Source organism: Endozoicomonas sp. NE40 (assembly GCF_040549045.1).
In the GTDB taxonomy this organism is placed as follows: Bacteria; Pseudomonadota; Gammaproteobacteria; order Pseudomonadales; family Endozoicomonadaceae; genus Endozoicomonas_A; species Endozoicomonas_A lisbonensis.
This window is the reverse complement of the sequence record NZ_JBEWTB010000002.1, coordinates 1332513-1346425: the sequence shown is the minus strand read 5'-3', so window position 1 is coordinate 1346425 and position 13913 is coordinate 1332513. Positions and strand designations below refer to the sequence as shown.

General features: G+C 46.8%; 16 protein-coding genes. 9 read left to right on the top strand and 7 right to left on the bottom strand.

Translation table 11 applies throughout. The annotated features are described in order from the left end of the window. Positions 1–9: 9 nt before the first annotated feature. From ppa to V5J35_RS06960, 7 genes are all read right to left on the bottom strand, one after another. On the bottom strand, positions 10–537 hold the full coding sequence (gene ppa / locus V5J35_RS06990) for an inorganic diphosphatase (protein ID WP_354010559.1): 528 nt from the start codon (positions 535–537) through the stop codon (positions 10–12). 132 nt (positions 538–669) lie between these two features. Further along, positions 670–1713, bottom strand: coding sequence for a UPF0236 family transposase-like protein (locus tag V5J35_RS06985; RefSeq protein WP_354007956.1), 1044 nt, complete (start codon positions 1711–1713; stop codon positions 670–672). Then, positions 1710–1976: a hypothetical protein gene (locus tag V5J35_RS06980; RefSeq protein ID WP_354007673.1), complete on the bottom strand. Its 267-nt coding sequence runs from the start codon at positions 1974–1976 to the stop codon at positions 1710–1712. The genes V5J35_RS06985 and V5J35_RS06980 overlap by 4 nt, the downstream gene beginning before the upstream one ends. A gap of 74 nt (positions 1977–2050) precedes the next feature. Beyond that, complete coding sequence (locus V5J35_RS06975) at positions 2051–2803, bottom strand: ABC transporter permease (protein ID WP_354010558.1); 753 nt, start codon at positions 2801–2803, stop codon at positions 2051–2053. Then, positions 2803–3528 carry an ABC transporter ATP-binding protein gene (locus V5J35_RS06970; protein ID WP_354010557.1) on the bottom strand — a complete coding sequence of 242 codons (726 nt, stop codon included), beginning with the start codon at positions 3526–3528 and terminating at the stop codon, positions 2803–2805. Before V5J35_RS06970 ends, V5J35_RS06975 begins: the two co-directional genes overlap by 1 nt. Continuing rightward, positions 3512–4537: an ABC transporter substrate-binding protein gene (locus tag V5J35_RS06965; RefSeq protein ID WP_354010556.1), complete on the bottom strand. Its 1026-nt coding sequence runs from the start codon at positions 4535–4537 to the stop codon at positions 3512–3514. The genes V5J35_RS06970 and V5J35_RS06965 overlap by 17 nt, the downstream gene beginning before the upstream one ends. 7 nt (positions 4538–4544) lie before the next feature. Further along, on the bottom strand, positions 4545–5165 hold the full coding sequence (locus tag V5J35_RS06960; RefSeq protein ID WP_354010555.1) for a trimeric intracellular cation channel family protein: 621 nt from the start codon (positions 5163–5165) through the stop codon (positions 4545–4547). Between the two features lie 142 nt (positions 5166–5307). Here V5J35_RS06960 and V5J35_RS06955 point away from each other — a divergent pair, with 142 nt between their 5' ends. The 9 genes from V5J35_RS06955 to V5J35_RS06915 all read left to right on the top strand — a co-directional run bounded on the left by V5J35_RS06955 (position 5308) and on the right by V5J35_RS06915 (position 13857). Next, entirely contained in the window at positions 5308–7002 is a 1695-nt protein-coding gene (locus V5J35_RS06955; protein WP_354010554.1) for a hypothetical protein, read from the top strand. Positions 7003–7146: 144 nt separating this feature from the next. Beyond that, positions 7147–8013, top strand: coding sequence for a hypothetical protein (locus V5J35_RS06950; protein ID WP_354010553.1), 867 nt, complete (start codon positions 7147–7149; stop codon positions 8011–8013). 23 nt (positions 8014–8036) lie between these two features. Then, positions 8037–8531: a SycD/LcrH family type III secretion system chaperone gene (locus V5J35_RS06945; protein WP_354010552.1), complete on the top strand. Its 495-nt coding sequence runs from the start codon at positions 8037–8039 to the stop codon at positions 8529–8531. Next, positions 8509–8952 (top strand): hypothetical protein, encoded by a 444-nt coding sequence (locus V5J35_RS06940; protein WP_354016301.1) that lies wholly within the window; start codon positions 8509–8511, stop codon positions 8950–8952. The genes V5J35_RS06945 and V5J35_RS06940 overlap by 23 nt, the downstream gene beginning before the upstream one ends. A gap of 4 nt (positions 8953–8956) precedes the next feature. Then, complete coding sequence (sctE, locus tag V5J35_RS06935; protein WP_354016300.1) at positions 8957–10090, top strand: type III secretion system translocon subunit SseC family protein; 1134 nt, start codon at positions 8957–8959, stop codon at positions 10088–10090. A 28-nt stretch (positions 10091–10118) separates the two neighbouring features. Then, entirely contained in the window at positions 10119–11654 is a 1536-nt protein-coding gene (locus tag V5J35_RS06930) for a hypothetical protein (protein ID WP_354010550.1), read from the top strand. Positions 11655–11709: 55 nt separating this feature from the next. Continuing rightward, positions 11710–12918, top strand: a complete 1209-nt coding sequence (locus V5J35_RS06925) for a TyeA family type III secretion system gatekeeper subunit (protein WP_354010549.1) — start codon at positions 11710–11712, stop codon at positions 12916–12918. A 37-nt stretch (positions 12919–12955) separates the two neighbouring features. Beyond that, the gene (locus V5J35_RS06920; RefSeq protein WP_354010548.1) at positions 12956–13330 is read left to right on the top strand and encodes a type III secretion system chaperone family protein; all 375 of its coding nucleotides are present in this window, start codon (positions 12956–12958) and stop codon (positions 13328–13330) included. Positions 13331–13416: 86 nt separating this feature from the next. Continuing rightward, positions 13417–13857 carry an EscI/YscI/HrpB family type III secretion system inner rod protein gene (locus tag V5J35_RS06915; protein WP_354010547.1) on the top strand — a complete coding sequence of 147 codons (441 nt, stop codon included), beginning with the start codon at positions 13417–13419 and terminating at the stop codon, positions 13855–13857. The last annotated feature ends 56 nt before the right edge of the window (positions 13858–13913 follow it).

Sequence of the window (13913 nt, the reverse complement as noted above, 5' to 3'; positions counted from 1 at the left end):
TGCTATTAATCAGCCCTTGTAATTGGCAGCAGACTGTTTGATGACTTCAAAGGCCGCGTCACGTCCTTTCCAGCCATCAATTTTAACCCACTTGCCGGGTTCCAGATCTTTGTAATTTTCGAAGAAGTGTTCAATTTGCTGTAACAGCAGAGGGGGCAGGTCGGTGTATTCCTGAACGTCCTGATAAATTGGGGTCAGTTTGTCGTGTGGGACGGCAATCAATTTTTCGTCCTGGCCGCTTTCATCCGACATATTCAGCATGCCGACCGCGCGACAGCGAATCACAGAACCCGGAACGACCGGATAAGGTGTTACCACCAGAACATCCAGCGGGTCGCCATCGTCAGCCAGAGTCTGTGGGATATAGCCATAGTTGGCCGGATAAAACATCGGGGTAGCCATAAAGCGGTCTACCATGAGGGCATCAATATCTTTGTCAATCTCGTACTTGATGGGTGATGCGTTGGCCGGAATTTCAATGGCAACGTAGATATCTTCTGGAAGGCTTTTGCCTGCTGGAATGTTAGCGTAACTCATATAGTAAATCTTTTTCAGGCTTTTTAGAGGCTAGTTAAAAACCGATATTATAATGCGCATTTGCGAAATAGTCTTCGTTATTCCATCCATTGGAGCAGATAACGGCTGACCAGGGGTGCAATTAAAAGTGTTCTATCCAGTGGCTTTCCAGTACTTATTCCAGTCACCATTAGCCCTTAAAGTTCTAAGGTTCAACATATCGTGAGCATGCTCTGGTTTCCACCATGCTCCGGGAAGTTTCAACCGGGTTTGAACAACAGAACGATTGGAGCTCTCTATTTCACCTGAACCGATAGGCAAATTGGCAGCTTCTGCCGCCTGATAATCAAATTGTCCGGGACGATTCCTGATATAGCGATGACACTCTTCCGATTTGTTGGCTTCCTTTCCAACCTTACCGTTACGATAAGGCTCAAGCTCTGCCAGAACTCTCTCTGACTCACCTGCTTTCATTCTTGTTTTTTGTTCATCAGTCCATTTTTTACGGGCTTTTTCATCTTTTCCAATGCACTCTTTAGCAGCATCTGCGATGTACTCACAAAGGTGATAGTAATCCACCAGAAAACTTCCCTGAGATGCGAATACGCGGTCTGCCTGGCTGGCAATCCACTTAGCCCCATCACTTACACAATGAATAGATGACTGCCGATTCAAACCTTGCTCAATAGCGCAACTCAACCACTGATCGCCTGCTTCACCGGGCTCTCCCATAACTACACGATGTCGCTTATCGCAACTTCCTTGTTCATAAACCAAGCAAAGCTTGGCCTCTTGCCAGTCAACTTTTCTGGCCTTGCGCTTGTCGCCTTCAGCTTCTTCATCAAAAAGAACCACTGGAATCATGCTGCCGTCCATTTCACCAATCAGCTGCTTGCCTTCTCCTACACATTCCTGACAATTTTTCAGGGAAGCTTTAGATTGCTCACTCATGCAGCGGGCGTGACCCAGGGTAATGGCTCGTACTGATGACTCAGGTACGATAACGCCATAATGCTCTTCCATTTTCTGTGAAGCTGTTGCAAAAGAACTGTCTGATGCAAAATCCACCAATCGCCGTTGTAACGGTAAAGAGTAGTCACGACAGTGGATATGGGCATTCTCGGAAAAAGGGCGTATACGATGCCCTGCAACGGTCAAGCATCGCTCACAGAGACGAACTTTGCCGTAAGTGGTCATCCAGTGGAGGTCTTTTTTTTAGTATTTGATTCAGAGTGAAGATCGTGGGCCTCTTCAAACTTTTGCTTCTCTTTATGGGCTCCCCAGTCCGTCAGAAGCTCATTCCCCAGTTCTTTAAGGTTTTCAATGACAGCTTCCTCTGCTTCATCAGCCCGGTCAAGATGACCGGACTTGGCTTCTACCAGACTGATCAATTCAGATACTCTTTTTTCAAGCTCTGGATGGGCAGCAAGTTTTTCCGCAAGGGTTTTGGAAGTAGACATGGAACGCATCGGGTGAAAAATGAACTCTTAGCATTATGGCCAAGTTCTGGGAAATTGCTGACCGGGGAACACTTTTAATTGCACCCGCTGACCAGAGCCAGTAACAGGTTAAAACCATTGGCAAGCAGTATCAGTACAACGATCCCCGACATCATTTGTTCGACCAGAGCCAGATTCCCTGCATTCATAAGGTAAAAGCCTACTCCGGATGATGACCCGAGCATTTCAGCAGCTGTTAACAGAATGATGCCAATGGTGGTGGACAGGCGAATGCCCGTCAGAATATTGGGTAACGCGGCTGGCAACAGTATATGACGAATCGCCTGGTAACGAGACAGTCGCAATGCTTTACCCAACTCTATCCATTTATATTCAACATGATCCAGTGAGTGCCAGGTGTAGATCGCCGTGGGCAAGGCAACCCCCAGTGCGATCATGGCAAAGCGGCTGCTCTCGCCGGTTCCCAGCCACATCACCAATAGAGGCAGCAGGGCTATTTTAGGCACTGCAAACAGGCTGGAAATCCAGGGTGAGAGTACTGAACGGGTCATTGTAGAGAGGTGTATCGCCAGACCAGCCAGCAGTCCACAGATAATACCGGAGGATGCACTGCTCAGAAGACGAATGATGGATGCCTGTATATGTTGAAGAAGCTCACCCTGCATCGTTTCTTCAAACAATGTTGTTCCAATGACAAGGGGGGAAGGTAGAAAGTTGGTGTTAATCATGCCGGTGTCACAGCCGGTCTGCCAAAGGAGGATAATGGCTGCTGTGGCTATCAGGCTCAGCAGCGATGAATGACATCGTGATTTTGTTGGTAAATTCATTACTGCACAGTTTCCAGAGTGCTGAGGATATCGACTTTTATGCTGGCGACCTCTTTTGACCGATAGAAACTTTGCCAGTCTGTTGGTAGCTCTGGTATTTCCACCGAATGCTGAACGGATGTTGGCATGTTGCCCAGAATGAGTATTCGATCGCTGAGAAACAGGGCTTCGTCAATGTTATGGGTAACCAGAACCATTGAGACGGGGTTGGTCTGGCGCAGCTGGTGCAGTTCAACAATAAGTGCCTGCCGGGTGAAATGATCAACCGCTGCGAATGGTTCATCAAGAAGCAGCAAGTCTGGCTGGTTTATCAGAGCCCGTGCCAGGGCAACACGTTGTCGCATGCCTCCAGATAAGGCGTGTGGATACTGATGGCAGACTTCCGGGATTCGAAGTTTTTCAAACAGAGCCGTAGTTTGCTCTGTTTTAGCCGGGCGTGTTAGCGACTGCCGGGTAAGGGCAAGCCCCACATTGTCCAGGCAGGTTCGCCAAGGCAGCAGGCGGTCGTCCTGAAAGAGAATGGATGATTGACCGTTAACATGGATAGTGCCGTCATCAGGTGGCAAAAGCTGATGAATCAGGCGCAGTAACGTTGATTTTCCGCAGCCTGACTGACCCAGAATAGCCAGGGACTCAGACCTTTTCAGTGCAAAGTTTACATTGGCAAGAACTGGCCGGGTTTCATAAGCAAACCCAAGATCAGAGATCTCAATGCAGTTTTCCATTGCTATCCGGGTTTTCATCAGGGTTGTTCAGCAGATTTAATGACAGCATATCGGTCAGGTTGAAGCTTTTTTTTACTAATCCCTGTTGTTGATACCAGTTCAGGTTTTCCTGCATGGATGGAATGTCGGGCTGAGCGTTTCTATCCAGATAAACGACTGCTTTGGGAAGTAGCTTTTCTGGAAGTCTGGGGGTCAGATACTGGTTGATCTGGGTTAGCAGGGTTAGTTTGGCATGATCATCATTGCCAGTAATGAGAATATCAAAATAGTCCTGGCTGGCTTTTTTATAGGCATTCAAAAACCGCGATATTGTATTGGGTTGTTTCTTTAGAGACTCAGGTGAGGTGAAAACAATGCCCATTTGTCCGGGGGTGTAGTCTGATACTCTGCCGATAATATGCGCTTTGTTTTCACTGGATAGTTTAAAGGCAACATGTGACATCATAATGATGCTGTCCACCTGACAGGAAACCAGGGCGCTGATCATGGCCGGAACGCTTTGCAGCCGTATCAGGCGATTGTTTTCCAGTGTTTTTCCCTGACTTTGAGCCATTGCGCCATACCAGCGATGAAAGGTTGAACCGGTCTGGGTGATGCCCATTCTATGGTCAAGGGTCATTTCCGGAGAGGTTAAGCCTTTTTCAAAGGCTGAATTACAGGCCAGATAAGTGGCTCCGGGCCAGCCTTTTTTTTCCTGATACTGACCGGCGATAATTTTCAACTCACCCTTGCCTGCGAGGTTATAGAAACCGGCAGTGAGTGCGGTTACGCCAACATCGGCTTGCCCGGATGCGACGGCAAGGGCTACGTTCTGTGCGGCTCCGGCGTGTATAAAGTCAACATCGAGATTTTGTTCCGAGAAGTAGCCTCTTTCTTTTGCAATAAAAACAGCGGCAGAGGAAAAAAATGGCAGTAATGAGATATGCAGGGAGTCCCGATGTGGTACAGGTGCAGCCAGCAACTGGAATGAGGCCAGCAAACCCAACCACAGGGTGTGAAGCATTTTCATGACGTTGTCAGCCTTTTTTATTCTGATCGTCGAAATTAAATTTAGGCAGCTCGAGATTCATAGTGATGGCCAGCATCCGCAGGGCAAAGCCTGTAATCAGGGTGATGACAATGCAGGTTGTCATCGACAGTGATGTCATGGTCAGGCCAAAGTACAACCATGCCGCCAGAAAAGAGATGCTTCCATAAAGCTCTTTTCTGAAAACCAGTGGCACCTGATTGCAGAGAATATCCCTGATAATGCCTCCGAAAGCACCAGTAAATACCGCCATAATACTGGCGATAAAATAGCTGTGGCCTAACTGAAGTGTTTTTTGAGCGCCAATAATACTGAACGTGATCAGCCCTATGCCATCCAGAACCATAAAGGCTTCTGTCAGGTACCGAATCCACGGGCGAATCAGGATGATGAGTAAAGCAGCTGAACAGGTAATTATCAAAAAATCAGGTCGACCAATCCAGACAAGGGGGTGATTGTCCAGAACAATATCGCGCAGCATTCCACCACCAAAAGCCGTCACACAGGCAATAATGAGTATGCCAAAAGGGTCCATCTGTTTCTTGCCAGCAGCAATGGCTCCGGACATGGCTTCTACGGTGATCGCTACGATGTAGAGTATTTCGAGCAAGGCGGCTTTACCTGTATCAGCGGTTAGTCTGGGGCAAATGTGGAGGCTCTGTCTCTATATAGCTCTGGAATGCCGATTATACAGAGACAATTAAACTAGACTTTATCAAGTATACGAAAAGGATCTTTGGAATAAGCTTTTTATGGCACACCCACCAGGCGGAGCCGATGGCGCGAGCCGACCAGCTAGCTCGATTGGCGGATCTTTGGATCCGGAAAGAACCAAGCACCCGGAAGTAGGAAGGCATCGCAGTAACAGTGTTACTTCTGAGCGTGGCAGAAGGGTTGTGGGCAGAGGAAAAGCTCCTGATGAGAGTCGTCCTGGCAAGCGCATCCACGAGCGTACTGCCGAGAAATACATTGACAGCCTGGACCCGGAGGGGCTTGATGATCAATCTGAAGATGAAAGTTATGCTTCAGGTGATCTGGATGAGCTTCTGAATGAGGAATTAAGAAGGAAACACCCTGACGACACAAGCTCCGCCAGACCTTCCAGGCAGCCACGCCGACCTGATGAAGACCTGCCCGCTCCTGACCAGCCTCCGGAAGAAACGCCCCCGGTTCGTGAGGAGCCTCCTGCCCCTACAGGCAGAAGAAATGTTCAAATAACATCAACAGAAGACGTTGATGGTGATCCTGATCAGGCGAGGGAGCAGGAAATTGAGGCAGGGCTTACTAAGCGTCTCTCTTTTATAGATAAAATACCCTATAAAAAATACCTGACAGGATCTGTTATCGGGGCTGTTCTGATTGGAGTCGGGATGGCCACCTTCCCTGCTGGTGCGCTCCTTTATTCGGTGGGTGCCATGATGTTGTCGACGTCACTGGCTTTTATGTACAGTGATGATGGTTCCCAGCCCTCTCCGCCTCCTCCATCTCCGGATTCAGGTAAGAAGAAAAAAGAAAATGATAGTAATCAGCCGGATGATACTCCTGAGCCTTCGGTGCCAAAGAATGATTTTCTGGCAGTGGAAAATCCTGATTTCCGGGGTGCTGAAGGTTTAACGCCTGAGCAGGAAGAAGCTCAGCGAAGGATGAAGGAGTTATTGGAGAAAAGAGGCAGGATAAACCCGGAGGATATTAACAGACTTGAAGCAGAGCTGATGAGGGGCGATAGCAGCGAGCCGCTTTCAAACCGAATTGCCAAAATACTGGCTCCTGTATTGCGTGAAGCAGGGTTTGACTGTTCTGAAGCAGGCTGGAAGGCAGTATCAGGGGTTTGTAATGCCGTAAAAAGAGTGGTGGAGAGTCCACAGATGCCAGAAGACGAGCTGGCGGGAGAAATGTATGGCAGCACTCAGAGAATGCTGGACCACCTGCCAAACCTGAATAAAGATATGCTGATGAAATATCGCCCAAGCGCCGTTGCTCTGATGCAGACTCCGGGTCTGCCAAATAGAGCAAAAGTGGTTTTAAAAGCTCATGTTGATGCTATTGATGATCGTTTGAATCGACTAAGCACAGAGGAAAGCAGGCAGCCACCACCGGTGGCCAGGAAACCAGAGCGACTTCATAAGAAAGGTAAGATTGCAGAAGTTGAACGAGGTGAAAATCTGGGTTTGGGTCCAAATGATCATCTTAATTTAGAAAACTTAACAAACAGGCGTCACTATTTCCTTTTGAAAGCGGAGCTTATTAATAAAATAAGTCCTGATTTTTCAGAACAGGAAGCCAACAAGATTCTGTATGCTGCTTATGGTGTATTGTCTTCTCCGGATGGAATTCCCGGAACATCTTTTATAGAGCGGCTTAAACAGGACCCGGCTGTAGTCGCTCATCAGCAGGTAGTTGATGAAATAGTGAACGGTCAGAGACGTTTCAGAAAATTAACTATATAGAAATTAAAAAAATATTAAATATAACCAATTGAGATTTAATACCGAAGTCTCAGACATTTTTAATGCCGAATGGCAGGAATAACCTAGATTAAAGGTAATGTGCAAAATTAATTCTTTGCACGAAAGACAGGGAGTTCTTAACAGATGGCAGATGCGTCAGTAGATGGGGCAGGCAATGGTGGGGTTGTTAATGGTGGTGGAACTGGCACCGGAACAGGAACGACGCCTGTCACTATCAATGAGGGTAAAAAAAGCTCTCTCAGGGCTTCAGGTTTTAGTGATGCCCAGATAGAGGCTCTGATGGCTCTGGCTGATCCGGATGACCAGGGGAATTCGCTGACTCCAACACACTTTTATGCGGTTGATAAATCGACATTAAATGCCCTTAAATATGCCGGTGAACTGAATGAAGCGGCTAAGCAAATTGTTTATGTTCAGACACCCGTTTCAATGCTGAATCAGGTCAGTAACCCCTCAAACTGGCAAGGCGACAATTATATAGGGCCTGGCGCGGCCACGATCAATGCATACACTCTGGGTGAGAAAGTAGATTTTTCCAAGCCCAGTCTGGATGCGCTGGTTATGTCGGTTCTGACTGCCAGGGCTGATATTATTCAAGTTCAGCTTCGTGAACAGATTGAATCGATTCAGGCAAAAAATAAACGGTTAGAAGAGGCGAATGACTGGCTGGTTAAGGCAAAAAATGAAAAAGCCAAAGCGGCTAAAAAAGGGTCTACCGGAACGACCACATTTACAGATGAATTTAAAAAGTTCTGGAATAGTTATGGTGCAAAGTTCTATGACGAAAGCAATGATCATAACTCCTCTCAATGGGATGTTAATATTGAAGGCCTGAAAAAGGAAATAGAAGCCCTGACCAGTCAGTCTCAACTGGAAACAACTAAGCTTCAACAAACGATTAATAAATACAACCAGTCTTTCGAGATGTTGTCTAACTTTATTAATAAGTACTATCAATCAATAGGTACAATAATACAGAATCTACGCTGATTTAATTCAAGGAGGAATGACGCGTGAATAATCAAAATATCGACCAGATACCTGGTGAAGAAATGGAAGATATGCTCATGGAGTTCTTTGGCAAAGGTGGAACGTTCAAAGACTTGAAAAACATGAGTGAGGATGCAATGGAGGCTATTTACAGCGTTGCATACAATCTCTACCAGGGGGGTAAGTACGAGGAAGCTCAGAAGGTATTCCAGTTTCTTTGCTTTTATGACCACTTTAATCGCAAGTACTTTTTAGGTTTAGGTGCTTGCCAGCAAATGCAAAAGCAATTTGAAAATGCGATTGAAATTTTTACTTTTGCCCTGGTATTGGATGAGCATGATCCCCGCCCGATGATTTACATAGGCGATTGTCATCTGGCAATGGGAGATAAGGAAAAAGCCAGGCAGTCTTATGAATCAGCTATTGAGTGGGCTTCTGAGTCTTCAGAGTACGATGATGAAAAACAGCGTGCTGTAGAAATGCTTGATAACTTGAGTGATTCTGACGAAAGCGAATAATTCACAGGGAGTAGTATCAATGGGCGGAATTAATACAAGTTCTGTAGGGAATGCAGACCAAACGAAACTGGCTGGTTTGGTTTCAGCAGAAACCGAAGTTCAGGAAGCTGAAAAACCTGTAGATAGAGGTTTCAGTGGGCAAAACTCTTACTCCAGAACTGAAGGGGATCAGAAAGACGCTGCTCCAGCCTCCCAAATTCCTAAACCGAATCTGGATAAACCTTCTGATAAAGGTGAGTCAGAAAAAGCGACAACGGAAGCTTTAAAGACGTATGAGAAGGATGAGAGTGCGCCGTTAGCTGAAACGCTGGGTAAAAGCGTTGAACAGTTCCAGAAAAAGCCATTGGCGAATCAGATTTCGACCCTTCAGGGTAAAAAGGCTGAGTTGCAAAAAATGGGTTTTAAACGAAGCTCAAATTGATGGTATGACAGCCCTTGCAGACCCCGATGATCCGGATAACTCTCTGTCATCCATGCACTCAGCCCCTGCGCGTATGAAAGATCTGTTTGCGGCCAATGGTCAGCCAAAGCTCAACAAACTATACAATGCTTTTGAAGATGTCTTAACTCGATTTTCAGCGATAAGAGAGATACCTGATGATCTGAAAAAAGGGATTCAGGAAGATGTAACAAAGTTAACGCAATCCGTTTTGAACAGTAAGGATCTTCTGGATATTGATTCTGCGACAACAATGATTACCAAGCTTCAGAGTCAGCTTCAAAACGAAAGAATCAAGTTTGATGAGCAGACTATTCGACTGGGGCAAATGAATAGAAATGAAGCCAGTGATAAGCGAATCAGTCAGATTACAGAAGCTATCGAGAAGGCCAATAAAGCCAGGCAAAGCAGCTTCTTTGGAAAAATATTCGGTTATATTGCCATGGCTGTGATGGCTGTCGCAGCTGTTGCAATGGTGGCGACAGGGGTTGGAGCCGTGGCAGCGGGTATGATGATCGCGGCTCTGGCGCTTACAGCCACAATGGTTGTTTCATCAGAGACTAACAATTTTATGATGAAAATTTTTGGCGACAGTAAAGATGCACAAATAGGGGCAATGGCTTTCTGGACGGGTCTTTCTATCGTGTTGTCTCTGGGTGCAGCAGGTGCCGCAAGTGGTACTGCTAATGCGGCGTCCACAGCTTCCAAAGTAGCGGCTAATGCTGCGACCTCAGGTGCTGCCACAGGTGCTTCAACCGGAGCGTCAGTGACTGCAACGGCTACCAATACGGCTTCCACGGCTGCAGCCACAACATCCAAAATGACCGAGATGATGAATAAGCTTAAAAAGATTGCCCAGGCGATACAGGGGGCTGCCACCATGGGAGACGGAAGCTCTCAGGCGGCTTCTTCCACCTATACCTATCAGGCAGAAAATCTTAAAGCCGATGCATTGGAAGAAAAAGCGTTCATGTTGAGAATTCAACAGCAGATTGATGATGCAATGGAAGGGATTCAAAGAGCTATAGATGAACTTCAGGCAGGCTACAGCGTTGCTGCCAACATCATTAAAGCTAACCATGATACGAAATCGACTCTTGCACGTAACGTAAAAGCTTGAGTGATTTGTTTTTAAAAGGAGATTGGTTATGTCAAATATACCAGGGCAGGTAGCTTCGACCGTTAACGTAGATGTGGCGTCACAAGCCAGTGCGTTACAGGGCAGTGAAAATGCAGACAATGTAGATAAGGTCGGCTCCGGCAACCTTGACGGACAGCATATCAGTGCCAGCAAAAAAGCAGATGAATCTAATGTTCTCAAGGGACAGGAAACCCGAATGCCGGACATTGATCAGCCGGGCGGGGTTAAGCCCAATCACCTTGCGCAGGCAAAAAGTGATCTGGATGAGGTGGAAAAGGCCACCGAGAACGCTCTGAGCAGCACCTTTGATATGGTTCGAAATGCCAAAGAGGGTAAGCTTTCTTCTGAGCAGATGGCAAAGCTGAAGGAGTTCTCTGAAACGATAAAGGGTACGGTTTCGTTCCTGAATCAGATCAGTGGCAGACACGCTTCCGGTTCAGAAGGGAAAAAATCAGTACTGGCTTCAATGGGCTTCAGTGAGCGGCAAATGGATGCATTAATGTCGCTGGCAAACCCTGATGATGCAGGCAATTCTCTTGAGTCCATGCACGGTGGTTCGGCTGCTTTGCAGGGTAAAAAAGACTCACTGAAAAGTATGGGATTCAGTGACGCACAGATCGATGCGCTGATGGCACTGGCTGACCCTGATGATGAAGGAAATGCGCTGGTATCCATGCACCAGGCAACCGGGAATAAAGCCAAACTGGGGGTTCTGGGCTTCAGTCAGGAACAGGCCGGGCGCTTTCTGGCATTACTTGAAGGGAAAACACAGGGAAATGCCCAGCAGTTACAACAGCTGATGAATCTCGGACTCAGTGAGCAAGAGGCAAAGGTTGCTCTGGCGTTTTCCGATCCGGGAACGCTTAAAGGTCAGGGTGTCATTTCGGGTAACAACAGCCAGCAAATAAGCCTTTTGAAACAAGCGGTGAACACTGCCAACAATCTGTTGCAGGGTAACTATCCAGGCGACCCTCTGGTCAAGGCACTGGCTGATATCTTTGTCGTACTCGAACTCATGTTTGAGATGAGTATTATCGGTCGTAAGATTGCCAGGGAGTCAAGGGCTATTGAGTATGATGCAGCCAAAGAGTCAGTACTCAGTCAGGCAGATGACATAAGGAAAGCAGGTTTTCATTCGCTGTTAGCAGGTACTGTTGGCGGTACCATGAAAATCGCTTCGGGTGGTATCTCTATGGCCGGTGCGGCAAAAAGCACCAAAGTGGATACTCCGGAAGGTGCTGACCTTAATACCAAGTCTCAAATGCAATCCACTGCAACCAACTCCCAGTTGCAGAAGACATCTGCTGTCGGAACCATGGTGGGAAGTACTGGTGAGACTGCAGGGGCAGGCTTTCAATATCAGGTTGCTCAGGAACAGGCACAACAGAAAGAAGAAGAAGCCTTGCAGAAAACTCATGAAAATACTGCAACCAGTGAAAGTGAGTGGATGCAGTTACAGGGTGACATGGTTAAGAATGTGCAAAATCGAATGGATGAAATTATCCGCTCCTGGAACGATACGTTCAAAAAAGTAAACGGATAACACAAAAATAAGCCAGCTCATCTGAGCTGGCTTTTTGTTTTCAGGGAGAAGATGAATGATTGATACCGGTGGTGTACATTTCACTCAGCATCCAGGCCCTACCAAGCAACTTGAAGGCGGTAAAAGCCCTCAGGGACTTCAGGGCAAGCTGCAGGGTGAAGGACTGGTTGCCACCTCTAACGCTGCATCCAAATTTGCTGATGCTGCAGAGGAAATGTCATTCGTTGCAGGACAATTTAAAAACAAAACGTCTGATAAGCGTAAATTCAAAACAGGTAGCGGACTATCTGCTTCTATCCTCGAGCGCGTCAAGAAAATCCAGACCATTCAGGGTGTACAGGGCGTTAAAGACCTTCTGAATAACTTCCAGGCCCTGAAAAATCTCACGAATCAGCAAATTCGTGAAAAGCTGGAAGAGTTTTCGGATGATCCTGTTGATCAGTTTACCGCTCTGGATATTGCGGCTGATTACTTTGAGCAACTGGGTGACAAACAAAAAGCGGATCAGTTACGGGGAGTCAGGGATGATATCAGGGCTGAACATAAATCACTGATCACTGCTGCGCCTAACATCTCGGAAGATGCTGCTGAATTCTCTCATCTGGGTGGTGTACGGGATATTCGGGAAGCCTACAACAGCAATGTTCAGTCCTACGTTCGTGACGACCAGTCGCTGGAAAAACTGCACCAGTTCCTTACTGAAAACTACGGTACCGACGATGTCGAAGAAGCCATTCTTATGCAGTTGAAGTTGCTTTCATCTGAAATGGCATCCATGGAACCGTCAGCGCCACCTGAGCATCTCGATGCCATTGTTAAAGACCTGAGCAAGCTGAAACAGCTGGTGGCTATTCACGATAGTTGTATTGAAACAGAAGAGCAGCTGGTAAGAACGTATCCGGAAACGGAACTGAATGAGAATATCCTGATGGGGCAGTTGCTCAACCTGGTTCAGCAGCAATGGGTGACTGAAGCAGACTTTGAAAAAATACCCGATGCCATGAATGTTCAGCAGCTTGACGCACAGATATTTACTCTGACGAAAGTGGTTGCCATGGTCAGAATGATTCCGGAAGAAGTCTTTGCTAATGACGATACCAAACTGGCTATTATCGCTGCTGCTACCGAAGGGCTGGACTCGAAGATTGAGCAGGAAGCTGAAGAGGATATGGCCATCAGTCAGCAGGATTCAGACAGTATTATTGGTGAAATTGCTGTTGATTTGTCGTCTGTTAAAAGACCCCGTGAAGGTGGTAATGGTTAACCACCCGTAAAAAATAACAGCTTGGGATAATAACGCTATGGACTGGCGAGATGACGTCATTGCCGATATAGGCAAAGGAATGGGGATTGAGAATCTCAGCTTTGGCGAGAGCGGTGTACTCAGTCTTGATTTTGAGCATCGCGGGGAACTGTATCTTGAACAGCAGGAAGATGGCGTATTGATGTATCTGGTGCGCTCTATTCCAGTTCATGACTGCCTTGGGCTACTTGTTGGGGCCTTAAAAGAATGCCATTACACGAAAGCGTCGAAGTTTCCAATGCAGGTGGGCTTAAAAGGTGATGAAGAGCTTTTGCTGTTTATCTATCTGGCTAATGAGGAGTTTTCCAGACCTAATATTGAAACGACTATCGATACACTAACTCAGCAATTTGAAAAAATTGGTAATGCCTGAATTAAAACTGGTGGTCTGGTCTTTTACTGGAATCACCTGAAGGGAAGTACCACAGCGACGCAAGAGCGACTCAAGAGGTCCAGAAAATGGCCGAAAATATTACCAACTCCAGCCAGCTGGCTGAAAAGGCTCTGGAATCTCTGGAGCCGGTGGCATCTCCCGATCAGGCCGATGCTTCAGCAGCAGAAAAGTTTGGAGAACTGCTCTCACAAAACCCGGGGAAAAATGCTAACGGACAAAATGTTCTGGCAGAAGGTGTTGAACAAACACCTCCGGTTGATGGGGAGGCATTAACTCTTGGGGATAAAATCCTCAGGGGTATGCAAGGTTTAAGAGACCATGTAGAGGCAGGAAGGGCTGATGTCCAGAGTGCCATGACACCACCTCAGGAAGGTGAGGTCATGAACATGCAACAGATGTTTAAGACTCAGATGGCGATGACCAACCTGATGGTGACTGAGGATTACATCGGTAAAATCGTCAGTAAGAGCACTCAAACGTTCGATACGCTGTTGAAGAACCAGTAAGCCTTCTGCACTGGTTTGAAGGTAGTAGTGTAAAGCGGCAGTGTAAAAGCAGTAGT